General features: G+C 72.5%; 18 protein-coding genes and 1 tRNA gene. 3 read left to right on the forward strand and 16 right to left on the reverse strand.

Features of this window, described 5'->3' with window-relative positions:
* Positions 1-3 precede the first annotated feature (3 nt).
* The 8 genes from BLW47_RS08660 to BLW47_RS08695 all read right to left on the reverse strand — a co-directional run bounded on the left by BLW47_RS08660 (position 4) and on the right by BLW47_RS08695 (position 11,209).
* A complete protein-coding gene (locus BLW47_RS08660) occupies positions 4-3,630 on the reverse strand; it encodes a SpoIIE family protein phosphatase (RefSeq protein WP_245736539.1) in 3,627 nt (1,208 codons plus the stop codon).
* A gap of 141 nt (positions 3,631-3,771) precedes the next feature.
* Positions 3,772-4,350 carry a pyridoxamine 5'-phosphate oxidase family protein gene (locus BLW47_RS08665; protein ID WP_091554055.1) on the reverse strand — a complete coding sequence of 193 codons (579 nt, stop codon included), beginning with the start codon at positions 4,348-4,350 and terminating at the stop codon, positions 3,772-3,774.
* A 40-nt stretch (positions 4,351-4,390) separates the two neighbouring features.
* Positions 4,391-5,083 (reverse strand): gamma-glutamyl-gamma-aminobutyrate hydrolase family protein, encoded by a 693-nt coding sequence (locus BLW47_RS08670; protein WP_091554058.1) that lies wholly within the window; start codon positions 5,081-5,083, stop codon positions 4,391-4,393.
* Positions 5,080-5,847, reverse strand: a complete 768-nt coding sequence (locus BLW47_RS08675) for a 3-oxoacyl-ACP reductase (protein WP_091554062.1) — start codon at positions 5,845-5,847, stop codon at positions 5,080-5,082. The genes BLW47_RS08670 and BLW47_RS08675 overlap by 4 nt, the downstream gene beginning before the upstream one ends.
* A 72-nt stretch (positions 5,848-5,919) precedes the next feature.
* Positions 5,920-7,278 carry an aldehyde dehydrogenase family protein gene (locus BLW47_RS08680; protein ID WP_091554066.1) on the reverse strand — a complete coding sequence of 453 codons (1,359 nt, stop codon included), beginning with the start codon at positions 7,276-7,278 and terminating at the stop codon, positions 5,920-5,922.
* A gap of 16 nt (positions 7,279-7,294) precedes the next feature.
* A complete protein-coding gene (locus BLW47_RS08685) occupies positions 7,295-8,662 on the reverse strand; it encodes a glutamine synthetase family protein (protein WP_091554069.1) in 1,368 nt (455 codons plus the stop codon).
* A gap of 182 nt (positions 8,663-8,844) precedes the next feature.
* The gene (locus BLW47_RS08690) at positions 8,845-9,576 is read right to left on the reverse strand and encodes a FadR/GntR family transcriptional regulator (RefSeq protein WP_217634805.1); all 732 of its coding nucleotides are present in this window, start codon (positions 9,574-9,576) and stop codon (positions 8,845-8,847) included.
* A 61-nt stretch (positions 9,577-9,637) separates the two neighbouring features.
* A complete protein-coding gene (locus BLW47_RS08695; RefSeq protein ID WP_245736540.1) occupies positions 9,638-11,209 on the reverse strand; it encodes an amino acid permease in 1,572 nt (523 codons plus the stop codon).
* A 501-nt stretch (positions 11,210-11,710) separates the two neighbouring features.
* Between BLW47_RS08695 and BLW47_RS08700 the strand changes: the two genes are divergently transcribed.
* A tRNA-Arg gene (locus tag BLW47_RS08700) sits at positions 11,711-11,784 on the forward strand.
* Positions 11,785-11,864: 80 nt separating this feature from the next.
* Here the strand turns inward: BLW47_RS08700 and BLW47_RS08705 are convergent.
* The 8 genes from BLW47_RS08705 to BLW47_RS08740 all read right to left on the reverse strand — a co-directional run bounded on the left by BLW47_RS08705 (position 11,865) and on the right by BLW47_RS08740 (position 22,081).
* Positions 11,865-13,478, reverse strand: coding sequence for a methyl-accepting chemotaxis protein (locus tag BLW47_RS08705; RefSeq protein WP_091554077.1), 1,614 nt, complete (start codon positions 13,476-13,478; stop codon positions 11,865-11,867).
* A 70-nt stretch (positions 13,479-13,548) separates the two neighbouring features.
* Positions 13,549-15,678: a putative bifunctional diguanylate cyclase/phosphodiesterase gene (locus BLW47_RS08710; protein WP_245736541.1), complete on the reverse strand. Its 2,130-nt coding sequence runs from the start codon at positions 15,676-15,678 to the stop codon at positions 13,549-13,551.
* 274 nt (positions 15,679-15,952) lie between these two features.
* Positions 15,953-17,158, reverse strand: a complete 1,206-nt coding sequence (gene pcaF / locus BLW47_RS08715) for a 3-oxoadipyl-CoA thiolase (protein WP_091554080.1) — start codon at positions 17,156-17,158, stop codon at positions 15,953-15,955.
* A gap of 25 nt (positions 17,159-17,183) precedes the next feature.
* On the reverse strand, positions 17,184-18,641 hold the full coding sequence (locus BLW47_RS08720; protein WP_091554084.1) for a benzaldehyde dehydrogenase: 1,458 nt from the start codon (positions 18,639-18,641) through the stop codon (positions 17,184-17,186).
* Between the two features lies 1 nt (position 18,642).
* On the reverse strand, positions 18,643-19,476 hold the full coding sequence (locus BLW47_RS08725) for an ABC transporter ATP-binding protein (protein ID WP_091554088.1): 834 nt from the start codon (positions 19,474-19,476) through the stop codon (positions 18,643-18,645).
* A gap of 12 nt (positions 19,477-19,488) precedes the next feature.
* Entirely contained in the window at positions 19,489-20,265 is a 777-nt protein-coding gene (locus BLW47_RS08730; RefSeq protein WP_091554091.1) for an ABC transporter permease, read from the reverse strand.
* Complete coding sequence (locus BLW47_RS08735; protein WP_091554095.1) at positions 20,262-21,113, reverse strand: ABC transporter permease; 852 nt, start codon at positions 21,111-21,113, stop codon at positions 20,262-20,264. The genes BLW47_RS08730 and BLW47_RS08735 overlap by 4 nt, the downstream gene beginning before the upstream one ends.
* A 2-nt stretch (positions 21,114-21,115) precedes the next feature.
* On the reverse strand, positions 21,116-22,081 hold the full coding sequence (locus tag BLW47_RS08740) for an ABC transporter substrate-binding protein (protein WP_091554099.1): 966 nt from the start codon (positions 22,079-22,081) through the stop codon (positions 21,116-21,118).
* Positions 22,082-22,720: 639 nt separating this feature from the next.
* Here BLW47_RS08740 and BLW47_RS08745 point away from each other — a divergent pair.
* A complete protein-coding gene (locus BLW47_RS08745) occupies positions 22,721-23,545 on the forward strand; it encodes a CoA transferase subunit A (RefSeq protein ID WP_091554663.1) in 825 nt (274 codons plus the stop codon).
* Positions 23,542-24,318 carry a CoA-transferase subunit beta gene (locus BLW47_RS08750; protein WP_091554103.1) on the forward strand — a complete coding sequence of 259 codons (777 nt, stop codon included), beginning with the start codon at positions 23,542-23,544 and terminating at the stop codon, positions 24,316-24,318. Before BLW47_RS08745 ends, BLW47_RS08750 begins: the two co-directional genes overlap by 4 nt.
* The last annotated feature ends 36 nt before the right edge of the window (positions 24,319-24,354 follow it).

Consider the following 24,354-nt stretch of genomic DNA (forward strand, 5'->3'; position numbering starts at 1 on the left):
GCCTCACCCGCTCAGCGGCCGCCGCAGCGTCACCTCCGTGCCGTGCGCGGTCCGGTCGACGGTCAGTTCGGCGAGCGCCCCGATCAGCGCGAGCCCCCGGCCCCGGAAGCCCCCCTCCGACGCGGCCCGCCACTGTCCGGTGTCGCGGACCCGGACGACCACGGCGCCGTCGGAGATCCCGACCTCGATGGAGATCATCGGCTCGGTGGGGTCCACCGGGTGTTCGATGGCGTTGGCGACCGCCTCCGAGACCGCGACCGTCAGATCGAACAGCGCCGCCTCGTCGGCCTTGTGGGCGACCAGGAAGTCCTCCAGCCGCCGGCGCAGCACCGCGAGCTTCGTCGGATCGGCCGGCAACCGCAGCGTGAACCGGTCGAGGTGGGTCGCCTCCAGCGCCAACACCGCCACGTCGTCCCGGCGCCGCTGGTCGGCGATCCCTGACACCATCCGATCCACCAGCTCCTCGACGTGGTCGAAGCGGCCCGCCGCGTCGTCGATCAGCCGCGCCAGCCCCGCGTCTATCCCCTCGTCGCGGTCCTCGATCAGCCCGTCGGTGTAGACCAGCAGCCGCGCACCCGGTTCCAGCTCCGCCTCCCGCGTCACGTACGCGGTGTCCGCGATCGCCCCGACCGGCGGGCCGAGCGCCCGGTCGTGGAGGAACCCGACCGGTTCGCCGGGGCGGATGACGACCGGCGACGGATGGCCCGCGCTGGCGTACCGGAGCCGCCCGGTGGGCGGGTCGAAGCGCAGGCAGACCACGGTCGCCAGGGAATGCCCCTCGGTCGTGCGGACCAGCCGGTTGAGCCGGGTGAGCACGGCGCCGGGGTCGAAACCCTCCAGGACGTACGCGCGCAGCGCGTTGCGCAGCTGCCCCATCGTCGCGGCGGCCTGGACCCCCTTGCCGACCACGTCCCCGATGACCAGCACCAGCTCGCCGCCGTCGGCGGCGATCACGTCGTACCAGTCGCCGCCCACCTCGGCCTCGATGTGGCCGGGCAGGTAGCGGGTGGCGAGGATGGCGCCGGCGACCTCGGGCAACGAATCGGGCAGCAGGCTGTGCTGCAGGGTGGTCGCGATCCGCTGTTCCGCCTCGTAGAGCCGGGCGTTCTCCAGCCGCACCCCCACCAGCCGGCCGAGCTGGGCCAGCAGCAACTCCTCCGCGTCCGGCGCGGTCTCCGCGCCCGACCAGACCCGCAGCTCGCCGAGCGGCTCGCCGGTCACCCCGACCAGCGGCACCACCGTGCACGGCGGGGCCTCCGGCTCGGCGCCGCCGTCGACGTACCGGACGCCGGCCGCGGCGGCCACCGCGCGGTCGGCGCCGACCATCCGCCGGGCGTGCTGGGCGGCCACCCGGATGACCTCGGCGGTGGAGCGCGCGGTGTTCACCGCGATGGCCGCGTCGGCGAGGCCACGCAGCCGGCGGACGGTCTGCCCGCGCAGCTGGGCCAGCTCCAGGCTGGACCGCACCCGGGCGACGAGCTCCTGACCGGAGAACGGCTTGGTCAGGTAGTCGTCGGCCCCCGCGGCGAGCCCCTCCACCGCGGCCTCCTCGCCCGCGCGCGCGGAGAGCAGGACGATCGGCAGGTGCCGGGTGCGGGGGTCGCGCCGTAACGCGGCGACCAGCCCGAACCCGTCCAGCCGGGGCATCATCACGTCGGCGAGGACGAGGTCGAACGCGGCGCTGCCCGCGACCCGCAGCGCGGCCTCGCCGTCGGGCACGGCGACAACCTGCCAGTACGGCGAAAGCAGCCGGGTGACGTGATCCCGGAGATCGGCGTTGTCGTCGGCGAGCAGGATCCGGCCCCGCGGACCGTCCCCGGCTCCCGGGGCCGCCGGCGCGGGCGTCGGCGCCGCCGGCCACGGCCCGTCCTCGACGTACAGCTCGGTGCCGGTCGTGTCCGGCAGCGGCGTGCCGGGCGTGCGGACCTGCTCGGCGGGGAGATGGGCGTGCCCGAACGGGACCGAGACCGTGAACGTGCTGCCCTCGCCCGGTCGGCTCCGGGCGGACACGGAGCCGCCGTGCAGCTCGGTGAGGCGCCGGACCAGCGCGAGCCCGATGCCGGTGCCGTCGCCGCCGCGCGACGGTGTGCCGGCGACCCGGTGGAAGCGGTCGAACAGCCGCGGCAGCTCCTCGGCCGGGATACCCACGCCGGTGTCGGTGACGTGCAACCGCGCGGTCGAGCCGGCCGCGGAGAGCCGGACGGTGATGCTGCCCTCGAAGGTGAACTTGAGCGCGTTGGCGAGGAGGTTGAAGACGACCTTCTCCCACATCTCCCGGTCGACGAAGACGGGGGCGGGCAGCGGTGGACAGTCCACTTCCAGCCGCAGCCCGACCCGCTGCGCGGCCGACCGGAACGTGCTGGCGAGTCGGGCCGTGAAGTCGGCGAGGTCGGTCGGCTCGTAGACGGCGGTGTGCCGCCCCGACTCGACCCGGGAGAAGTCGAGCACGGTGTTGACGAGCTTGAGCAGCCGCCGTGCGTTGCGCCGCACGAGGCCGAGCGGCTCCCGGTAGCGCTCGGGCAGCTCCGGGTCGGCCAGGAGATCCTCGGTCGGGCCGAGAATCAGCGTCAGCGGGGTGCGGAACTCGTGGCTGACGTTGGCGAAGAACGTGCTCTTGGCACGGTCGAGGGCGGCGAGCTGCGCGGCCCGGTCCCGCGCCTGCTCGTACGCGCGCTGGGTGGTCACCGCGCTGGAGATCTGCGCCGCCAGCAGGTCGAAGAAGGTGCGGTACTCGCCGAAGAGCGCCAGGTGCCGGCTCGTCCCCACCACCAGCGCGCCGGCCCGCTCGTCGGCGGCGGCGATGGGCAGCACCAGCGCCCGGGGCGAGGCCGTCTCCGGGAGCTGGGTGACGAAGTCCGACGCGTCGGCCAGGCCCGCCGGCCCGCCGGCCAGCACGGCGGCGAGCGCGGCCGGGGTCGACCGGTCCCGTCCGCTGCGCGGCGCGGCCACGGCCTGCTCCGGCACCCCGCTCCAGGCGGCCAGCTCGGCGTCGCCGCCGGCGCCCAGGTAGAGCAGCGCGAACGGGACGTCCGCGCGGTGCCGGTCGAGCACCCGCGCCGCCTCCTGCCCCAACCGGCCGCGGGTCTCCAGGTCGGAGAGGCGGGCGCCCAGCTCGGCGAGGGCGCGCAGCCGCCGCTCCCCCAGCACCCGCCCGGTGGTCTCGCTGACGATGCAGAAGATGCCGCCGATCGACCCGTCCTCGACCCGCAACGGGTCGTACGAGATGTCGAAGTACGTCTCCTCGAGATAGCCGTGCCGCTCCAGCAGGAACGGATGGTCCCGGCTCTGGTACGCCCGACCGGTGCTGGTCACGCCGGCGAAGAGCGGCGCGAGCACCGGCCAGAGTTCGGTCCAGTGTTCCCGCGCGGGGCGGGCGAGGGCGGCGGGATGCTTGTGCCCGATCGTCGGCAGGTACGCGTCGTTGTAGAAGGCGAGCTGCTCCGGCCCCCAGAACATGACGATCTGGGACTGGGAGGCGAGCATCGTGCTGACCGCGTGGGCGAGGCTCGGGGGCCAGGTCTGCGGCGGGCCGAGCGGGGTGGTCGACCAGTCCAGGTCGCGCAGCCGGGCGCCCATCTCGCCGCCCGCCTCGAAGGCCGCCGCGAGGCTCGCCGAGAGGACCTTCCCCATGGGGAGATCACGGTCACTCTCCGGCGTTGACCCCATCAAACCCTCCCGCGACGGCCGGCGTATCGAACGTTCTGCGACGTGTCCGCCAACGCCTTCTACCCCGGCCATCCATGACCGTAACGCCGGTGAGCCCGGCGACGCTCATTCAGGTGCCGGTTGAACCCCGGCCGCCAGCGCGGGCAACCCGTCGATGCTGACGGCGTTCCGGGTCGCACGATAGTCCGCGAGCTCCGCGGCGCTGCGCCGGGAGTGGGACGTGATCAGCAGCTCCCGGTCGCCCTCGTACGTCATGAGCGGGACCGCGAAGCCGCAGGAGTCGCTGACCCGGCTCACCGCGACGGTGATCACCGCCCGGACGCCGTGCCGGTCCGGCGCGGCGGGGAACGCGGCGAGCAGCTCGGCGAAGCGGGGGTCGTCGACCGGCACGGCGACGCCGTGCCCGTGCAGCCGGACGATCTTCGGAGGGCCGGCGAACGCGCAGAACATCAGCGTGACGCGCCCGTTGTCACGCAGGTGCGCGATCGTCTCCGCGCCGCTGCCGTGGTAGTCGAGGTAGGCGACCCGATGCTCGTCGAGCACGGCGAACGTGCCGGTCATGCCCTTCGGTGAGACGTTGACGTGCCCGTCGGCGCCGGACGGAGCGGTCGCCACGAAGAAGACGGGTTGAGCGTCGATGAACTCGCGGAGCCGGCCGTCGATCCCGTCGTACACCTTTCCCATGATCGTGATCCTGGCACGGGACGTTCCGGAACGGAACGGGTTATCGATCGGTGATCGCGCGCACCAGCGCGGCGAACGGCCGGACGTCGCCGGCCGCCTCCGGATGCCACTGCACGCCGAGCACGAAGCGCCGCGCGGGATCCTCGACCGCCTCGATCACGCCGTCGTCGGCCCAGCCGGTCGCGGTGAGCCCGCCCGGGTCGGCCACCCCCTGATGGTGGTAGGTGTTCACCTCGCGGTCGGCGCCCATCACCGCGGCGACGCGGCTGCCGGGGGCGAACCGGACCGGGTGCGTGCCGTACCGCCCGGGCGCCGGCCGGTGCCGCTCGTGCCCGACCACGTCCGGCAGGTGCTGGTGCAGCCGGCCGCCGTAGGCGACCGCCAGCAGCTGCATGCCCCGGCACACGCCGAGCACCGGCAGGTCCGCGGCGAGCGCGCCGCGCAGCAGCGTGAGCTCGCCGGCGTCGCGGTCGGGGCGCGGCTCGGTGTGCGGAGCGGACGCCGCCCCGTACCGCGCCGGCTCCACGTCCGCGCCGCCGGCGAGCACCAGCGCGTCGAGCCCGCGCAGCACCCCGGCGTCGGCGTCGTCGGGGGGCAGCACCACGGCCCGGCCGCCGGCCGCGGTCACGGCGCGCACGTAGTCGTACGGGACGAGCGCGGCCGGGACGTCCCGCCAGACCGCCCAGGAGGCCGGCTCGACGTAGGACGTGATCCCGACGATCGGGCGGCTCACAGCGGGGTCACGTACGCGCCGGTGATGCCGCCGTCGACGACGAACTGCGACGCGGTCATGAACGACGCGTCGTCGCTGGCGAGGAAGGCCACCGCGGCGGCGATCTCCTCGGGCCGGCCGAAGCGCCCCATCGGCACGTGCACGAGCCGGCGCGCCGCCCGCTCCGGGTCCTTGGCGAAGAGCTCCAGCAGCAGCGGGGTGGCGATCGGCCCCGGGCAGAGCGCGTTCACCCGGATCCCCTCGCGGGCGAACTGCACCCCCAGCTCGCGGGTCATCGCCAGCACCCCACCCTTGCTGGCGGTGTAGGCGATCTGCGAGGTCGCCGCGCCCATCAACGCCACGAACGAGGCGGTGTTGATGATCGAGCCCTTCCCCTGCCGCTGCATGTGCGGGATGGCGTACTTGCAGCAGAGGTAGACGCTCGTGGTGTTGACCCGCAGCACCCGCTCCCACGCGTCGAGACCGGTGGTGAGGATCGAGTCGTCGTCCGGCGGCGAGATGCCGGCGTTGTTGAAGGCGATGTCGACCCGGCCGTGCCGCGCGGCCACGCCGTCGAAGAGCTCCCGCACCTGCTCCTCGTCGGCGACGTCGCAGGCGACGAAGTCGCCGCCGACCTCCTCGGCTGCCGCCTTGCCGGCCTTCTCGTCGACGTCGACGCAGACCACCCGCGCCCCCTCGTCCGCGAACCGCCGGGCGGTCGCCAGCCCGATCCCGCTCCCGGCCCCGGTGACCACCGCGACCCGATCCTGCAACCGCCCCTGCACGACCCCTCCTCTACTGGTTGATCAAGGCGCCGGCAGCACCGCCGGCGTCGATTCCCGCTGCTGATCCCTTGATCAACCGGGCTCGGTGGCGATGAAGACGTTTTTGACGTCGGTGAAGGAGTGCAGGGCTTCGGGGCCCAGCTCGCGGCCGAGGCCGGACTGCTTCATCCCGCCGAACGGGGTCCAGTAGCGCACCGACGCGTGCGAGTTCACGCTGAGGTTGCCGGACTCGACGCCCCGGGCGACGCGGATCGCCCGCCCCACGTCGCGGGTCCAGATCGAGCCGGAGAGCCCGTAGTCGGTGTCGTTGGCGAGCGCGACCGCGTCGGCCTCGTCGTCGAACGGGAGCACCGACACCACGGGCCCGAAGATCTCCTCGCGCCAGTGCCGGTCGGCGGCGGAATCGGCGAGGAGCACGGTCGGCGCGTACCAGTAGCCGGCCCCCTCGGGTGCTCTCCCGGTGAACGCCACCCGTGCGCCGTCCACATAGGAAGCGACGGCGGCGCGCTGTCCCGCCGAGATGAGCGGGCCCATCTCCGCGGTCTCCAGCGCCGGATCCTCCACCCGGAAGTCCCGCACCGCCGGTTCGAGCAGCTCGAGGAAGCGGTCGTGGACCGACCGCTGGACCAGGATCCGCGACCGGGCGCAGCAGTCCTGCCCGGCGTTGTCGAAGACGGAGTACGGCGCCGTGGCCGCCGCCTTCTCCAGGTCGGCGTCGGCGAACACGATGTTCGCGCTCTTGCCACCCAGCTCCAGCGTCACCCGCTTCACCTGGTCGGCGCAGCCCGCCATGATCCGCTTCCCGACCTCCGTCGAGCCGGTGAAGCAGAGTTTGCGGACCGCCGGGTGGGTGACGAAGCGCTCCCCCACCACGCTGCCCTTACCGGGCACGACGGTGAGGACACCGTCGGGAAGCCCGGCTTCGAGGGCCAACTCGGCGAGGCGGATGGCGGTCAGCGGGGTGAGCTCGGCGGGCTTGAGCACCACCGTGTTGCCGGCCGCGATCGCGGGCGCGAAGCCCCAGCCGGCGATCGGCATCGGGAAATTCCACGGCACGATCACGCCGACCACGCCGAGCGGCTCGTGGAACGTCACGTCGAGCCCGCCGGCCACCGGGATCTGCCGGCCGGTCAGCCGTTCCGGCGCGCCGGCGTAGTAGTCGAGCACGTCGCGCACGTTGCCCGCCTCCCAGCGGGCGTTGCCGATCGTGTGTCCGGCGTTGCGGACCTCGAGCTGCGCCAACTCCTCGCGGTGCGCGTCGACGACCGCGGCGAAACGCCGCAACAGCCTCGCCCGGTCTCCGGGCGACACGTGACGCCACGACTCGTACGCCCGCCGCGCCCGGTCGATCGCGGCATCCGTCTCCTCCACCGACGCGGAGTGCACCGTCGCCACCGACACCCCGGTGGCCGGGTTGATCACCTGAGTCAACGCCGCTCCCCTGTCGTCACAAGCGTTCGAAGCCACGGAACAGCTCCCAGTCGGTCACCGCGGCGTCGAAGGCGGCCAGCTCGACCCGCGCGTTGTTGGCGTAGTGCGCCAGCACCTCGTCGCCGAAGGCCGCGCGGGCGAGCGTCGACTCCTCCCACAACCCGAGCGCGTCGCGCAACGTCGGCGGGACGCGCGGCGCGTCCCCGTCGTCGTACGCGTTGCCGGCGACCTCCTCTTCCAGCTCGAGCTCGTTCTCCAGCCCGTGCAGCGCGCCGGCGACGAGCGCGGCGATCGCGAGGTACGGGTTGACGTCCGCGCCGGGCACCCGGTTCTCCACCCGCATGCCCTCGCCGTGCCCGACGACGCGCAGCGCGCAGGTGCGGTTGTCCGTGCCCCAGCGCACCGCCGTCGGGGCGAAGGATCCCGGCTGATAGCGCTTGTACGAGTTGATGTTGGGGGCGAACAGGAGGCTGAACTCCCGCATCGTGGCGAGCAGCCCGGCAACCACCCGCTGTCCGGTGACGGAGAGGCGCCCGTCGCCGCCGGGCATGGCGGACGATCCATCGGCGGAGCGGAGCGAGAAATGGATGTGGCAGGAGTTGCCCTCGCGCTCGTTCGGCTTGGCCATGAAGGTCAGCGCCATGCCCTCCAACGCGGCGATCTCCTTGGCCCCGTTCTTGTAGATCACGTGGTTGTCGGCGCAGGTGATCGCATCGGCGTAGCGGAACGCGATCTCGTGCTGGCCGAGGTTGCACTCGCCCTTGGCGCTCTCCGGCACCAGGCCGGCGCCGGCCATCTCGTTGCGGATGCGGCGCAGCAGCGGCTCGACCCGGGCGGTGCCGAGCAGCGAGTAGTCGACGTTGTAGAGGTTCGCCGGGGTGAGCTCGCGGTAACCGCGCCGCCACGCCTCCTCGTACGAGTCGCGGTAGACGACGAACTCCAGCTCGGTGCCGGCGTACGCGGTCAGTCCGTGCGCCGCGAGCCGGTCGAGCTGCCGGCGCAGGATCTGCCGGGGCGAGGCGGGCACCTCGCCCGCGCCGTCGAGCCAGGCGAGATCGGCGAGGAGCATGGCGGTGCCGGGCTGCCACGGCACGCGGCGCAGCGTCGCCAGGTCGGGCACCATGGCGAAGTCACCGTAGCCGCGCGTCCAGCTCGACATCGCGTAACCATCCACGGTGTTCATGTCGACATCCACGGCGAGCAGGTAGTTGCAGCCCTCGCTGCCGTGCGCCACCACCTCGTTGAGGAAGAACGGGGCGTGGAACCGCTTGCCCTGCAGCCGCCCCTGCATGTCGACGAGGGCGAGCACGACGGTGTCTATCTCGCCGGCGTCGACCGCCAGGCGGAGCTCTTCGAGGGTGAGGACGGGGGCGGGGGTGGTCATCGGTGGACCTCCATGTCAAAGGTCTACTAGTAATCCAATTCATCGTCAATGGGCCGGACGCTGGCCATCTCTTCGTTCGCGACTGCGGGGCTCCGCTCCGCTGCACTCCTCGCGCTCACCGGCCATCTCTTCGTTCGCGACTGCGGGGCTCCGCTCCGCTGCGCTCTTCGCGCTCACCGGCGTCACCCGAGCAGGCCACGCAGCAGTTCGGCCGTACCGTCGCAGTGCTCCTCCATCACCGCCCGGGCGGACGCGGCGTCACCGGCGAGGATCGCGTCGACGACCCGGGTGTGCTGCGCGTCGGAGTGATCGAGGTTGCGCGCGATGACCGGGATCGCGCCGAGCAACTGGTCCAACGTGAGTTGCACATCGGCCACGGCGGCCGCCAGCGACGGGCTGCCGCTCGCCGCGGCGATGGCGAGGTGCATCCGGGAGTCGGCGACCCGCCGGGTGGCCGGGTCGCGGTCGCGCGACGCCGCCAGGCAGGCGACCAGGCGCTGCCGGTCGCCGGCGGCGAGCGGCCGGCTCGCCGCGAGTCCGGCCGCCCCCGGCTCCAGTACCCGCCGGAAGTCCAACGCGTCGTGCAACTCCGCCCCCATCTGCCGGGCCAACTCCCCCGCGTCGGCCGCGACCCGTCCGGCCGCGACGGCGGAGATCACGAACGTCCCGCCGCCCCGCCCCCGCCGCGACCGCAGGTAGCCCGCCTCGCGCAACGCCCCGATCGCCTCGCGCAGCGTCACCCGGCTCACCTGGAGGCGCTCGGCCAACTCCCGTTCCGCCGGGAGTCGCTCACCGACCTCGACCAGGCCCAGCTTGATCGCCTGCACGAGGCGCGCGACCGTGATCTCGAACGCGTTGCCACCGCGGACCGGACGCCACGTCGGGACCGCGGTGCGCGGGCGGTCCGCGTTCACCGGCTCGTACCTCCCTGGGCTCCGCCGGGTGCGCCGTGGCACACCCGGCGGAATCTCGACGCTAATCGCCGACCGGCTGCCTGCCCGCCGGCTCTTCCCCGGCCAACTCCTCCCCGGCCGGATCTTCCCCGGCCAGGTTCTGTCGCGGGCCCGTGAACCAGTGGCGCGCGCTGACGACCCACCACAGCCACGCACCACCGACGACCACCGCGACCGCCACGATCGTGTAATTGAAGGTCTGCGCGGTGATCGGGCTGCCGGTCGGCAACACGAAGAGCACGCAGATCACCCCCACCCAGACGACCGCCAGCCAGCCCACCGGCGCGCTCCACCGCCCCAGGTTCCACGGCCCCGGCACGAAGTCGTCACGGCGGCGACGCAGGAACACCGGCGCCACGTACGCGATATAGAGACCGATCACCGCGATCGAGGTGGCCGCGAGATAGGCGGTGGTGTTCCACAGCGACGGCAGGACCAGCAACGTCGAGCAGGCGACGCAGAGCCAGATCGAGTTGGTGGGGGTGCCGGTGCGCGGGTTGACCCGCTTCCAGAGCCGCGAACCGGGCAGCGCGCCGTCCCGGCTGAACGCGTACGCCATCCGCGAGTTGGCGGTCACCGAGGCCATCCCGCAGAAGAACTGCGCGACCACGCAGATGAAGAGCAGAACGGTGCCGAGGCTCTGACCGGCCGCGTCGATGAAGATCTGCGCGGGCGGCAGCCCCAGCTCCGTGCCCCGCTGCGCCTCGTAGTCCTGAATGGACCACGTGATGGCGACCAGCAGCACGAAGCCGGCGATCACCGACACGAGCACGGACATCACGATGCCGCGCGGAGCCGAGCGGGCCGCGTCGTGCGTCTCCTCGGCGACATGCGCGCTCGCGTCGTAACCCGTGTAGGTGTACTGCGCCATCAGCAGACCGATGAGCACCGCGTAGAAACCGGCGCCGGTGAAGGTGAAGCCGGTGGCGTTGCGGACCTCGAAGAAGACCTCCGAGATCGGTTTGTGCTGGTCCGGCACGACGACGAGCACCCCGACGATCACCACCACGCCGACGATGTGCCACCAGGCGCTCACGTCCGAGAGCACCCGCACCAGGTTGACGCCGAACGTGTTGAGCAGCCCGTGCGCCACGATGATCGCGAGAAAGACCAGGAACGTCCGGCCCGGGGTCACCTCGAGGTCGAAGGCGAGGCTGAGGAAGGCCGACGTGGTGATCGCTGCGCCGAAGTCGATCGCCGCGGTGACCGCGACCTCGCCGAGGAAGTTGAACCAGCCGACGAACCACGCCCAGGCCGCCTTGTTGCGTTTCGCGAGCGCCGCCGCCCACCAGTAGAGCGCGCCGGCGGTCGGGTAGACCGAGCAGATCTCCGCCATCGCCAGCGCGACGAAGAGCACCATGCCGCCGACGAAGAGCCAGCCGAGGGTGATCGCCGCCGGGCCACCGGCGGTCATGGCGATGCCGTACGAGGTGATCGCGCCGGCGAGGATCGAAATGATCGAAAACGAGACCGCGAAGTTGGAAAAGCCGGAGAGCTTACGGCGCAACTCCTGTTTGTAGCCCAGTTGCGCGAGGCGCTCCTCATCGGTCATCGGGGCCGCCGCGGTGGCCCCGTCCTGCGTGGTTGCGCTCATCGGTATCTCCTTGAGCCGTGTGACCTACGCCACTGCGTGAGGAGATGATCGCGCCGCCTCGACGTGCGGTCAATGGACCCGCATGATCCGCGCGATCAGGGATCCGCTCGCGCGTGTCCCCGCGCGTCCCCGCCGCCACTCCCTGGTCACCGTGATCAGGGAAATGCGTTGCGGCGGAACGGCGGCGCGCGCATGCTCATGGGCATGACAAGGCAGGAGTACGACGGGGGGCGACGGCAGCGATGCCGACGCGACGGGTCCGCCGTCCTGCCGGGAGTTCGTACGCGCCGCTGAGCGCGACCGGGCCCCGGCGGGCCCGCAGACTTCCCGGGCGGTTCGCCCGGTTCCAGGGTCCTCATCAGACCCTCGGTCACCCGGGCGGCTCAGGCCCGGCGCCGGGTCCTCGGACGGCCCGGCACCCGCGGCGGCGCGGGGCGCGGTCACCTCTCTCACCGCACGGCCTCACCGTGCCAACGCCCGCTCCGCGTCGCCGCACATCACCCGCTCGTGGCCCAACTGGACAGGGCTCCGGCCTACGAAGCCGGCGGTTGCAGGTTCGAATCCTGCCGAGCGGACGGTGCCGCACCGACAGTGACGATCGTTGGTGCGCCGACCAGTCGACTGACGTCGATCCCTGATCACGCGGATCCTGCGGCTAGGTGGTCCGGAAACGGTGGACCAGGGTCTGCAGCTCCTCGGACATCCGGGCCAGCTCCGCGGCCGACCGCTGGAACTCCGCGACGCGCTGCGTGGTCTGTTCCGTGGCCGTCGCCACGCCGGCGACGGTCGTCGCGATGTTCGCCGAGCCGCCGGCGGCGTCGCCGATGCTGCGGTTCATCTCGGTGGTCGTCGCCGTCTGCTCCTCCACCGCGGAGGCAATCGTCAACTGATGCTCGTTGATCTTCGAGATGATCTCGCCGATCTGGGTGATCGCCGCGACCGCGCTCGATGTGTCGCTCTGGATCGCCTCGACCCGCCCGGCGATGTCCTCGGTCGCCCGGGCCGTCTCCTGCGCGAGTTCCTTGACCTCGTTCGCGACCACGGCGAAGCCCTTGCCGGCATCCCCCGCGCGGGCGGCCTCGATGGTGGCGTTGAGAGCGAGCAGGTTGGTCTGCTCGGCGATCGACGTGATCACCTTGATCACGTTGCCGATCTCGGCCGACGACTCGCCCAGCTTGGCCACCGTGTGGTTCGTGTCGGCCGCCACCGAAACCGCCTGGCTGACGACCCTCGACGCCTCGTTGGCGCTCCGCGTGATGTCCTGGATCGAGGCGCCCATCTCGGCCGAGCCCGTCGCCACCGTGTGCACGTGATGCGACACCTGCTCCGCCGCGCCGGCCACCATGCCGGCCTGCGCGCTGGCCTCCGCCGCGGACGAGGCCGCGGCGACCGAGTTGGTTTCCACGTTCTTCGAGGCGTCCGACAGTTGACGGGCCGTGTCGGCCACCGCCAGCACCGTGCCGCGGATCGAGCCGACCGCCTCATCCAGGGCACGCCCCATCTCGGCGACCTCGTCACGACCGTCGCCACCGACGCGTACGTCGAGATCGCCGTCGGCGACCCGGCGCAGCGCGGTCAGGCAGCGGCCCAGCGGCCCGACGACGCTCCGGGTCACCAGCCACGCGAGCAGCGAGGCCAGCAGGACCCCGAGTGCGGCGGCGGCGTACATCAGGGTCCGTGAGGTCTTGGCCAGTTCTCCCGCCGCGGCGACCGCCTCGGCGCTGCGCTGGGTGGTGGACTTGATCAGCGCCAGCGTGCTGTCCATGATGGCCATGTACGTGTCCAACTGGACCGTGTTCACATAGTCGATGGCGGCGTCGGCGGCCGCCCTGGTGTTCGCCTGGAGCAGCCCCACCATGTGCTCGTCGATGCGGAAGTACTCCGCCCACGCCTCCCGCAGCTTGGTCAACTGCTGCAGCTCGCCGGCCGTCATGTACTGCGCGTGCACCGTCTCCAGCGCCTTACGCAGCGCCTCGGTCTCGGCCAGGTAGCCGGCCCGGTTGACGCCCTTGTCGGCGATGGCCTCGCGCGGGGTGAAGCGGTATGCCTCGGCGAGGTAGCCCATCTGCCAGGCGCTGACGCTGCCGTCATAGAACTTGATCTGTTCCAGGTCGCTGGTGAGCACCCGCAGGTTCTCCACCCGCTGCACGGCCGCTTCCTGCCGTCCCAACGCGTTGGCGGCGAGCAGCGCGGTGCCGATCAGCAACGCGGTGACCAACGCGAACGCGACGCCCAGGCGTACGCCCAGTTTCAGACGGTTCAACCCCACGTCCGCTCCTCACAGTGGCGAAAGACCTCAACGGGGTTCTATCGGCACTGTTGTCCCGGAGTTGAGCCCGCTAAGCGAACGACAGCCGCGCGCTGATGTCGTCCGCCCCGCCGGGGTCGCCGTAGAAGCGCCCCTGCCCGGTGTCGCAACCCAACGCCCGCAACCGCTCGACCTGCTCCGGGGTTTCGACCGCCTCGGCCGTGACCGACAGCCCCAGCGCGTGCGCGAGCCGGACGAGCGCGTCGACGATCTGCTCGTCCACGGCGCTCGCCGGCCCCGGCTCGCGGATCCCCTCCACGAACGGCGCCGCGAGCTTCAGCGTGTGGATCGGCATCCGGCGCAGATACGCCAGGTTGGAGTAGCCGGTGCCGAAGTCGTCGATCGCGAGCCGCACGCCGAGCGCGGCGAGGCGGCGCAGCGACCGCAGCGGCTCCCCGGCGGTCGCCATCACCGCGCTCTCGGTCAGCTCCAGCTGCAGCAGCTCCGGCGGCAGGCCGGTGCGCTCCAGCACGTCGGCGACCTCGGCGACGATCCCCGGATCACTGACCTGCTGGGCGGCGAGGTTGACGCTCACCACCAGGCGCGCGTCGGGAAACTCGCTCCACCAGCGGCTCGCCTGCCGGCAGGCGTTCTCCAGCACCCAGCTGCCGAGCCGCACGATCAGCCCGCTCTTCTCGGCCAATCCGATGAAGCGGTCGGGTCCGAGCAGGCCCAGGTCGGGGTGGCGCCACCGGACCAGCGCCTCGACGGCGTGCAGCGTGCCGTCGGCGAGTGACACGATCGGCTGGTAGTCGAGGACGAACTCGCCCCGCTCGACCGCCGCGGGCAGCTCCGTGGCGAGCATCGACCGGGCCAGGTGGTCGGCGCTGCGGACCGGGTCGAAGAGCGCGAACCGGCCGCGCCCCTCGGCCTTGGCCCAGTAGAGCGTCGTGTCGGCCGCCTTCATCAGGTCACTCGGGTTGGTGCCGTCGGCCGGCCCCTCGACCACGCCGATGCTCGCCGAGACCTCGATCCGGTGCTCGTCGATCAGCGCCGGCGCGGCGACGGTGTCGAGCGCGGTCTCGGCGACCGCGATCACGTCGTCGGTGCCGGCGGCGTCCCGGACGAGGATCACGAACTCGTCGCCGCCCATCCGCGCGACCAGATGCCCACGGGCGGCGACGCTGTCGGCGAGCCGCGCGGCGACGACGCCGAGCAGCCGGTCCCCCATCGCGTGCCCGAGCCGGTCGTTGACCGCCTTGAACCCGTCGAGGTCGAGGAAGCACAGACCGATCCGCTCCCCCGCGCTCGCGCCCTCCAGCGCCGCCGCGAGCTCCTCGAAGAACAGGGTGCGGTTGGGCAGCCCGGTCAGCGGATCGTGCAGCGCCTGGAACCGGAGCCGCTCCTGCAGCTCGTACCGGGCGGTGATGTCCTCCAGCATCGCCACCGTGAAGCGCGGCCGGCCGTCGTCGTGCCGGATCAGCGAGACCGACAGGTCCGTCCACAGCGCGCTGCCGTCCTTGCGGTAGTAGCGCTTCTCCACCCGAGCCCGGTTGTGCCGCCCGACGAGCAGGTCCCGGTAGAGCTGACGCAGATCGGCGGCGTCGTCGGGGTGGAAGAGCGCGGCCACGTTGATCTGCCGCAGCTCGGCCACCGAGTAGCCGAGCATGTCGGCGAAGGCCTGGTTGACCTCGATCAACCGCCCGGTGAGATCCGCGATGCCGATCCCGGTCGCGGCGCCGGTGAAGACCGCCCGGAACCGCGCCTCGCTGTCCCGCAGCGCCTGCTCCGCGTCGCCCGCGCCCGGCTCACACGGCGCCGACGCCGACTCGCCGCCGCGCTGCCGCAGCGCCCGCGCGTGCCCGGTGACCAGCGCGCGCCCCAGCTCGGCCACCCGCTCCCGCGCGGTCACCGGATCAAGCCGCTCGGGGAGCACGGCGGGCAGGAACCGCTCCCGCAGCGCCCGGGCCGACCACGTCGGCACGGCGGGCTCGACGAGCGCCGCCTCGGCGAGCGTCGACCCCACCTCCCGGCCGGGATCGGCGGTGAACGGCTCCGCGATCACCGCCCGGGCCAGCCGCAGCGTCTGGTCCAGCAGCAGCCGCTCCAACGCGGCGTCGGCCATCGGCGCGCGGCCGGCACGGCGCACCGCGGCGGCCCAGCCGCGGGCGTAGCGCTCCGCGCCCGGTCGGCTGAATCCCGGGCTGTCCGTGCTGGCCACCGCTAGGGGCGGGCGTCGGCGGCGCGCCCACGCGCCCCCGCCCTCGTCAGCCCGGCGGCGTACCGCCCCGGCTCATCGGACTGCCGGCCCCCGACCCGACCGTGGCCGCGCCCCGGCCACCCGCCGCGGGCTCCGATCGCGCCCCCTGCCCCTGGCTCTTCCATCCGATGCCCTCAGTCCACGTGCCGGTCAACTCGGGCCCCCATGTTGGGGAGAGCATACGCATCCGGCGCCGTCGCGACGGGGCACGCAGGACGGCGGTGGGGGCCGCCGGTCAGGCCGGCGCCTCCAGCAGCAGCGAGATGCCCTGCCCGACCCCGACGCACATGGTGGCCAGCGCCCGCCGGGCATCACGGTGGCCGAGTTCGAGCGCCGCGGTGAGCGCCAGCCGGGCGCCGCTGGCGCCGAGCGGGTGCCCGAGCGCGATCGCGCCGCCGTTCGGGTTGACGTGCTCGGCGTCCGCCGGCAGCCCGAGCTGACGCAGCACCGCGACCGCCTGCGCGGCGAACGCCTCGTTGAGCTCGACGACGTCGAGGTCACCGACGGTGAGGCTCAGCCGGGCCAGCAGCTTCTGCGTCGACGGCACCGGCCCGATGCCCATGACCCGCGGCGCGGTGCCGGCCGACGCCGCGCCGACGACCCGGGCCAGCGGCGTGAGGCCGTACCGGGCGACGGCGGCCTCGCTCGCGACCAGCAGCGCGGCGGCGCCGTCGTTGACGCCGGAGGAGTTGCCGGCGGTCACCGTGCCGCCCTCCTTGAACGGGGTGGGCAGCTTGGCGAGCTTCTCCAGCGAGGTCTCCCGCGGGTGCTCGTCCAGCTCGACCAGCTTCGTCGCGCGCCGACCGTCGGGCACCTCGATCGGCGCGATCTCCTCGGCCAGCCGACCGTTGGCCTGCGCCTTCGCCGCCCGCTGCTGGGAGCGGAACGCGAACTCGTCCTGCGCCACCCGGTCGACGCCGTACTCCGCCGCGACGTTCTCGGCGGTCTCCGGCATCGCGTCGATCCCCCAACCGGCCTGCATCTTCGGGTTCACGAAGCGCCAGCCGATGGTGGTGTCATAGATCTCCGCGGAGCGGGAGAACGCCGACGTGGCCTTTGGCATCACGAACGGTGCCCGGCTCATGCTCTCCACCCCGCCGGCGACCATCAGGTCGGCCTCGCCGGCGGTGATCGCGCGGGCGGCGATGGCGAGCGCGTCCAGCCCGGAGCCGCAGAGCCGGTTGACCGTGGTGCCGGGGACCTCCTGCGGCAGGCCGGCCAGCAGCGCCGCCATCCGGGCCACGTTGCGGTTGTCCTCGCCGGCCTGGTTGGCGCAGCCGAAGACCACGTCGTCGACCGCCGCCCAGTCCACCGAGGCGTGCCGGGCCACCAGCTCCCGGATGACATGCGCCGCGAGGTCGTCGGGGCGCACGCCGGCGAGCGCGCCGCCGTACCGGCCGAAGGGGGTACGGACGCCGCCGACGAGGAATGCCGCTGTCATGGCCACACCTTTCGCGAAAACGCGGTCAGAACGGGTAGCTGGGCAGGTCGCCGCGGACCGTCACCCACCGGGTCTCGGTGAAGGCCTCCACGTTGGCGGCCGCGCCGCCGAACCGGGCCCCGGTGCCGGAGCTGGCCACCCCGCCGAACGGCACGTTGGCCTCGTCCCCGACCGTCTGGTCGTTGATGTGCACGATGCCGGTCGGGATCCGCTCGGCCAGCGCCAGGCCCTTGAGCACGTCGCGGGTGAGGATGCCGAGGGACAGACCGTACTCGCTGTCGGCGGCGAGCGCCGCGGCCTCGTCCAGCGTGCTGAAGCGCGCCACCGGTGCGACCGGGCCGAAGACCTCCTGGGCGTACGCCGGCATCTCCGGCCGGACGTCGGCGAGCACGGTCGGGCGGTAGAACAGCCCCTCGTAGGTGCCGCCGGCCGCGAGCAGCGCGCCGGCCTCGACGGTCCCGGTCACCAGCTCGTGGATCTTGTCGCGCTGTCGCTCGTCGATGATCGGGCCGAGCGCCACCCGGCCGGTCGCCGGGTCGCCGACCGGCAGCCGCTCCGCCCGCTCGGCGAGCGCCGCCACGTACGCGTCGTAGACCGACTCGTGCACCAGGTGCCGGCCGGTGGTCATGCAGATCTGGCCCTGGTGGTTGAAGGAGCCGAACGCGCCGACCGAGGTGGCCCGCTCCACGTCGACGTCGTCGAGGACGATCAGCGCGGAGTTGCCGCCGAGCTCGAGGTGCACCCGGGTCAGGTGCCGCGCCGCGAGCTCGCCGACCCGGCGGCCGGCGGCGGTGGAGCCGGTGAACGAGACCACCCGCACGTGCGGGTCGGCGATCAGCGTCTCGCCGACGTCGGCGCCGCCGGGCAGCACCTGCAGGACGCCGGCCGGCAGCCCGGCCTCTTCGAAGATCCGCGCCAGCGTGAGGCCGCCGCAGACGGCGGTGCGCGGGTCGGGCTTGAGGATCACGGAGTTGCCGAGCGCGAGGGCCGGCGCCACCGACCGGATCGACAGGATCAGCGGGAAGTTGAACGGCGAGATCACCCCGACGACCCCGACCGGCACGCGCTGCGCCCAGCTCAGCCGCGGCTCCTGGCTGGGCAACAGCTCGCCGTACGGGCGGGTGGGCAGCGCGGCCGCCTCGTAGCACTCCTGCGCCGCGACCCCGATCTCGAAGTCCGCCTTCGGCGCCAGCGAGCCGGCCTCGCGGACGATCCACTCGCGCACCTCGGCGGCGTGCGCCTGCCACAGGTCTCCGGCCCGGCGCAGCACCGCGGCGCGCTCGGTCGGCGGCAGCGCCGCCCACTCCCGCTGCGCACGGGCGGCCTCGCCGGCCGCCGCGGTCACGTCGGCCGGCGACGCCATCCCGATCCGGCCGAGCTCCTTGCCGGTCGCCGGCTCGACGACGGCGCGCTCGCCGCCACCGCCGGTCGCCCACCCGGTACGGAAGATCCTGCCCTGCCAGGTCGACTCGTCGAGCAACATGTCAGCTCCCCACCACGGCCTTGTCGTCGGCGCCCTCCGCGGCGCACACCGCCTCGTCGACGGTCCCCGCCCCACGCTTGGCGGCCTGGATCTGCTCGTAGACGTGCCCGCGCAGCTCGGTGAAGCGCGGCAGCGCCCGGGTGTGCAGCTGGTCGCGCTCGTCGGGCAGGTCGATGGTGAGCTGCTCGCGCACCACCGTCGGCGAGGACGACAGGATGATCACCTTCTGGCCGAGGTACACGGCCTCGTCGATGTCGTGCGTGACGAACAGGACCGTCACGCCGAGCTTGCGCCACAGGTCGCGGATCAGGTCCTCCAGGTCCGCGCGGGTCTGGGCGTCGACGGCCGCGAACGGCTCGTCCATCAACAGCACCTTCGGCTGGTACGCGACCGCGCGCGCGATCGCCACCCGCTGCTGCATGCCGCCCGAGAGCTGCCACGGGTACGCCGTGTGCGCGTCCGCCAGCCCGACCGCGGCCAGCGCCTCGTCCACCAGCCGCCGGCGCTCCGCCTTGGCGACCTTCTTCTGCTTGAGCGGCAACTCCACGTTGTCGCGCACGTTCATCCACGGGAAGAGGCTGCGGCCGTACTCCTGGAAGACCACGGCCATCCCCGGCGGCGGGCCGGTCACCGGCACCCCGTCGAGCCGGACCTCGCCGGCGGTCGGGGCGAGCAGCCCCGACATGCATTTGAGCAGCGTGGTCTTTCCGCAGCCGGACGGGCCGACCAGGCAGACCAGGTCACCGGACTCGATGGTGAACGTCAGGTCGCGCACCGCCTCCACCTGGCGTTGCCGTCCCTCGTACACCTTTTTCAGGCCCCGGACGTCGAGCATGACCGTTTCCTCTCAGGAGCCGCGCTGGGCGCGGCGAAGGCCGTGGTACCAGGCGAGCGCCCGGTTCTCCACGAAGCGGAAGACCATGGAGAGCAGGAAGCCGAGCAGGCCGAGCAGCAGGATGCCGCTCCACATCTCCGGAATGGCGAAGCTGCGCTGGGCCTCCACGATGGTGTAGCCCAGGCCGTTGCTGGCGGCGGTCATCTCGCTGATGACCATGAGGATGATGGCGATGGACAGCGCCTGGCGCATGCCGGCGACGATCTGCGGGCTCGCCGCGCGCAGCACCAGGTGCCGCAGCCGGGCGACGCCGGTCAGGCCGTACGAGCGGCAGGTGTCGGAGAGCACCTCGTCGACCGCCCGGACGCCCTCGACGGTGTTGAGCAGCACCGGCCAGAGCGAGCCGACCGCGATGACCACGATCTTCATCGTGTGGTCGATTCCGGCGAAGAGCATGATCACCGGAACCAGCACCGGCGGCGGGACCGCCCGGAAGAACTCCAGCACCGGTTCGAGCGTCGCGCGCACCGTGCGGGAGCTGCCGACCAGCACGCCGAGCGCGACGCCGACCAGGCACGCGATCGCGTAGCCGACCGCGAGCCGCCACAGGCTCGGCCAGACGTCGGCCTGCAGCTTCTCGAGCGTCCAGAGCTGCCCGAACGTCTCCAGGATCGTGCGCAGGGGCGGGACGTAGAAGTTGTCGCTGTTCGCGGTGCTGACCCACCAGGCCGCGAAGAGCACCGCGGGCAGCCCGACGGCGTAGCCGACGCGCTTGACGACCCCGGTCATGCGATCACCTCACCGCGCACGGAGGAGTGCCAGGACAGGACGCGGCGCTCGGTGGCCCGGGCGATCAGGTTGATCGCCACCCCGAGCATCCCGGTCACCACGACCAGGGCGTACATCGCGGGCACGGCGTTGGAGGCCAGCGCCCGGGAGATCAGGGCACCCAGTCCGGGCGAGCCGATCACGAGCTGGGCGGTGATGGCCAGGACGAGCGCGACCGAGGCGGCGAGCCGCACGCCGGTCATCACGTACGGCAGGGCGGTCGGCCACATGACGTGCCGGATCCGCGCCCAGGTGCCGAGCCCGTAGCTGCGCGCGGTCTCGTCGGCGACCGGGTCGACGTCCTGCACGCCGTAGAGCACCTGCACCAGCACCTGCCAGAAGGACGCGTACACGACCAGCAGCAGGGTGGACTGGATCTCGGTGCCGTAGAGCAGCACCGCCAGCGGGATCAGCGCGACCGACGGGATCGGTCGAAGGAACTCGATGGTGGACGACGTGACCGACCGCAGCACCGGTACGGCGCCGATGAGCACGCCGACCACGATGCCGGCGACGACCGCGACGGCCAGCCCGATCGCCCACGCGACGAGGGTGTCGCCGAGCGCGCTCCAGAACTCCGCCTCGCCCAGCTGCTCGACCAGCGCCACCATGATGCGGCTGGTCGGCGGCAGGTAACGCGCGGAAACCAGGCCGGTGTGCGGCAGCACCTCGATCACCAGCAGCAGGCCGGCGAGACCGGCGAGGCCCAGCAGCGCGGTGCGCGGTCCACGCCGCGCGGCGGTCCCGCCCGCCGGCGGAACCGCGCCGGGACCGGTGGCACCGGTCCCGGCGTGGGTCACGTTCGTCATGGTCACGACTGCGGCAGCAGCTGGTTGAGGTCCGGGGCCTTGGTGAAGACACCGTCAGCCTGGCCCAGCTTGGCCAGCTGCTCGATCGAGGCCCGGTTGATGTCGGTCGGCCACATCGGCAGCGTCATCTGGTCGAGGATGACCTGGTCGATGTCGGTGTAGGTCTTCAGCACCGCGCGCACCTCGTCGGGGTGGGCGTTGGCGTACGACAGCGACTCGGCCATCGCCTCGGAGAACTTCTTGACCATGTCCGGGTTCTCCTGGGCCAGCTTCGTGCTGGTGAAGTAGACCGCGACGGTCAGGTCCGGGGCGGCGTCGACGTAGTTCCACGCCACGACCCGCGCGCCGGCGTCCTTGGCCACCGAGAGCGAGGGCTCGACGACCCAGGCCGCGTCGACCTGGCCCTTGTCCACCGCGGCCGGCATCTGCGCGAACGGCATCTCGACGAACGTGATGCCGCTCGGGTCGCCGCCGGCCTTGCGGACCGACTCCCGCACGGTGGTGTCGCCGATGTTCTTCTGGGTGTTGACCGCCACCTTCTTGCCGGCGAGGTCCTTCGCGTTCTTGATCGGGCTGTTCGCCTTGACCACGACGCCGCCGAAGTCCGCGCCGGTCTTGCCGGTGGAGGCGACGCCGTTGGCGACGGCCTTGATCGGCACGCCCTTGCTCTGGGCCACCATCAGCGAGGTCACGTTGCTGAAGCCGAACTGGAACTGGCCGCTGACCACGCCGGGCACGATCGCCGCGCCGCCCTGGCCGCTCTCCATCGTCAGGTTGATGCCGCGGGTGGCGAAGAAGCCCTTCTCCTTGCCGAGGTAGATCGGCGCGACGTCAACGATCGGGATGACGCCGACCTTGACCGCGGTGACGCCTCCGCTGCTCGCCTCGTCGTCGGACGAGCCGCCACCGCAGGCCGCTGTCAGCAGCAGCGCGGTTGCCGCGGTGAGGGCGACGAGAGACCGTCGCATGGGACCTCCTGAGTGGGTGGTGGTGGTGGTCGTGCTGAATTGTTCGCGTACCGAACGGTGGTTCTCATGATGAACGTACGACGTGGCCTGGCTCACGTCAACGTCACACGTCTGAAACAACTACGGGCGGCAGCGACGAACGGATCGGCCGACCGCGTCGACCGGGCGAGGACGGTGGCGACCCGGGGCGGACTCCGGGCGCGCATCCCGGCGATCGGCGGGGTTTCGGCGATCCGGTTCCAGCACGAGGGGCACCATAAAGGAACGCGGTTAAGCGGTCATTGCCGGCGGTGGAAGTGGGCGCCACCCTCCCCCCGCGCGCCGCCCCCGACACTCGGGCGAGCCACCATCCGCCCTGGTCGAACCCGCCTAACCGGCGAGCCAGGTAACCCGAATACGGTTCGTATCGTTATCGGACCGATATCGATGACCGCCGTCCACGAAACGGCAATCTCGGACTTTCCCGTAATCGACGGATCCAACCCGGCAGTCGGCGGCGAACCCGTCGTCGGGACCCGCCCGGCGGTCAGTCCGCGAACCACCGCCGGCGTCGGCACCGGACGTTGACACGCCTCCCAACCCGCCCGTAACGTTCGGCTGGCGAACTTTTGTTCTCAAGACGCACCAGGGATGGGGCAGATGGGTGTGATCACCTCACTCGCGGACGCGATCGCGGAGCTGGTGCACGACGGGGACACCGTCGCTCTGGAAGGCTTCACGCACCTGATTCCGGTGGCCGCCGGGCACGAGATCATCCGGCAGGGCCGTCGCGACCTGACGCTCGTCCGGATGACCCCGGACATCGTCTACGACCAGCTCATCGGCGCCGGCTGCGCGCGCAAGCTGATCTTCTCCTGGGCGGGCAACCCCGGCGTCGGCTCCCTGCACCGCTTCCGCGACGCCGTGCAGCACGGATGGCCGACGCCGCTGGAGATCGAGGAGCACAGCCACGCCGGAATGGCCAACCGGTACGTGGCCGGCGCGGCCGGGCTCCCCTTCGCCGTACTGCGCGGCTACCGCGGCACCGACCTCGTCGCGCAGACCCCGACGATCGCGCCGATCACCTGCCCGTTCACCGGCGAGGTGCTCACCGCCGTGCCGGCGCTCACCCCCGACGTGGGCATCGTCCACGCCCAGCGCGCCGACCGGGCCGGCAACGTGCAGCTGTGGGGCATCACCGGCGTGCAGAAGGAGACGGTGCTCGCGTCCCGGCGCTCGCTCGTCACGGTCGAGGAGATCGTCGACGAGCTCGAACCGCGGCCGGGCGCGGTCGTGCTGCCCTCCTGGACAGTCACCCGGATCGCGGAGGTTCCCGGCGGCGCACATCCGTCGTACGCGATGGGCTACAGCGAGCGGGACAACGACTACTACCAGGCCTGGGACACGATCAGCCGGGACCGGGCGGCGTTCACCGCCTGGCTCGGCGAGCACGTGCTGGGCCGCAGCGTCGAGGAGGCGTCATGACCGCACAGGCCACGCCGACGCCGGCCGGCGTCGCGGACTGGTCGTCCGACGAGATGATGACGATCGAGGCGGCCCGCGCGCTGCGCGACGGCACCCGCTGCTTCGTCGGCATCGGCCGGCCCAGCACCGCGGCGAACCTGGCCCGCCGCACCCACGCCCCGAACCTCGTGCTGATCTACGAGTCCGGCACGATCGGCGCCAAGCCGGGTCGGCTGCCGCTGTCGATCGGCGACGGCGTCCTCGCCGAGACCGCCGACGCGGTCGTCTCGGTGCCGGAGATCTTCAACTACTGGCTGCAGCCGGGCCGCATCGACGTCGGCTTCCTCGGCGCGGCCCAGCTCGACCGGTACGGCAACATCAACACGACGGTCATCGGCGACGACTACGCCGACCCGAAGGTCCGGCTCCCCGGGGCCGGCGGCGCTCCGGAGATCGCCGCATCGTGCCGCGAGGTCATCGTGATCGTGCAGCACAGCCGGCGGGCCTTCGTGGACCGGGTGGACTTCGTGACCTCGGTCGGTTACGGCTCCGGCGCCGGCGACCGCGAACGGCTCGGCCTCACCGGCCGGGGGCCGGTCCGGGTCATCACCGACCTCGGGGTGCTGGAGCCGGACCCCGACACCGACGAGCTGATCCTCACCCGGGTGCACCCCGGCGTCGAGCCGGAACAGGTGCGCGCCGCGACCGGCTGGCACCTGGCGTTCGCCCCCGATCTGGCCACGACCGCACCGCCCACCGCGGAAGAGCTCGCGGCGCTGCGTGACCTGCGATAGCCGAACCGGCAAGCTTGAGCCGACAGGAGGGACCGG

This window comes from Micromonospora pattaloongensis, from assembly GCF_900107255.1.
Classification (GTDB): domain Bacteria; phylum Actinomycetota; class Actinomycetes; order Mycobacteriales; family Micromonosporaceae; genus Micromonospora_I; species Micromonospora_I pattaloongensis.

Bases quoted from the DNA above. Each gene is read 5' to 3' on its own strand.
- BLW47_RS08730 (WP_091554091.1), bottom strand. From the start codon at position 20,265: ATGACCGGGGTCGTCAAGCGCGTCGGCTACGCCGTCGGGCTGCCCGCG.
- BLW47_RS08725 (WP_091554088.1), bottom strand. From the start codon at position 19,476: ATGCTCGACGTCCGGGGCCTGAAAAAGGTGTACGAGGGACGGCAACGC.
- BLW47_RS08750 (WP_091554103.1), top strand. From the start codon at position 23,542: ATGACCGCACAGGCCACGCCGACGCCGGCCGGCGTCGCGGACTGGTCG.
- BLW47_RS08660 (WP_245736539.1), bottom strand. From the start codon at position 3,630: ATGGGGAAGGTCCTCTCGGCGAGCCTCGCGGCGGCCTTCGAGGCGGGC.
- BLW47_RS08735 (WP_091554095.1), bottom strand. From the start codon at position 21,113: ATGACGAACGTGACCCACGCCGGGACCGGTGCCACCGGTCCCGGCGCG.
- BLW47_RS08740 (WP_091554099.1), bottom strand. From the start codon at position 22,081: ATGCGACGGTCTCTCGTCGCCCTCACCGCGGCAACCGCGCTGCTGCTG.
- BLW47_RS08745 (WP_091554663.1), top strand. From the start codon at position 22,721: ATGGGTGTGATCACCTCACTCGCGGACGCGATCGCGGAGCTGGTGCAC.
- pcaF (WP_091554080.1), bottom strand. From the start codon at position 17,158: ATGACAGCGGCATTCCTCGTCGGCGGCGTCCGTACCCCCTTCGGCCGG.
- BLW47_RS08685 (WP_091554069.1), bottom strand. From the start codon at position 8,662: ATGACCACCCCCGCCCCCGTCCTCACCCTCGAAGAGCTCCGCCTGGCG.
- BLW47_RS08720 (WP_091554084.1), bottom strand. From the start codon at position 18,641: ATGTTGCTCGACGAGTCGACCTGGCAGGGCAGGATCTTCCGTACCGGG.
- BLW47_RS08665 (WP_091554055.1), bottom strand. From the start codon at position 4,350: ATGGGAAAGGTGTACGACGGGATCGACGGCCGGCTCCGCGAGTTCATC.
- BLW47_RS08695 (WP_245736540.1), bottom strand. From the start codon at position 11,209: ATGAGCGCAACCACGCAGGACGGGGCCACCGCGGCGGCCCCGATGACC.